Origin of the sequence: Klebsiella sp. 1SOBk10mer (assembly GCF_046602535.1) — a bacterium.
In the GTDB taxonomy this organism is placed as follows: domain Bacteria; phylum Pseudomonadota; class Gammaproteobacteria; order Enterobacterales; family Enterobacteriaceae; genus Klebsiella; species Klebsiella quasipneumoniae.
The window spans coordinates 1-592 of record NZ_JBKIUP010000065.1 but is presented as its reverse complement, the minus strand read 5'-3'; the positions used below and the strand labels follow the sequence as shown (position 1 = coordinate 592).

The 592-nt window shown below is 53.2% G+C and carries 1 protein-coding gene; it reads right to left on the bottom strand.

Features of this window, described 5'->3' with window-relative positions; all coding sequences use genetic code 11:
- Positions 1-592, bottom strand: a 592-nt coding sequence (locus tag ACLH1I_RS26630; protein ID WP_411302957.1) for an IS5 family transposase, incomplete at both ends; no start/stop codon positions are given.

Genomic DNA, 592 nt, shown 5'->3' with positions numbered 1-592 from the left:
ACCGGGCCAGTAACCCGCGCCTTTTCGGGGCGGGATAAGCGCGCTGATTTTCTTACGCCGCAGTTCATCGTGACAGAGCCGGGTGTCGTAAGCGCCGTCTGCCGATGCTGCTCTGATTTTTCTGTGAGTCTGCCGGATAAGACCCGGGAAGGCTTCTGAGTCCGTCACATTATTCAGCGACAGGTCTGCACAGATGATTTCATGTGTGTTGCTGTCAACGGCCAGATGCAACTTCCGCCAGATACGACGGCGTTCCTGGCCGTGTTTTTTGACTTTCCATTCGCCTTCACCAAAGACCTTCAGCCCGGTGGAATCAATCACCAGATGCGCGATTTCACCCCGGGTGAACGTTTTGAAACTGATATTAACCGACTTTGCGCGCTTGCTGACACTGGTGTAATCCGGGCAGCGCAACGGAACATTCATCAGTGTAAAAATGGAATCAATAAAACCCTGTGCAGCCCGCAGGGTCAGCCTGAACACGCGTTTAATGACCAGCACAGTCGTGATGGCAAGGTCAGAATAGCGCTGAGGTCTGCCTCGTGAAGAAGGTGTTGCTGACTCATACCAGGCCTGAATAGCTTCATCATCC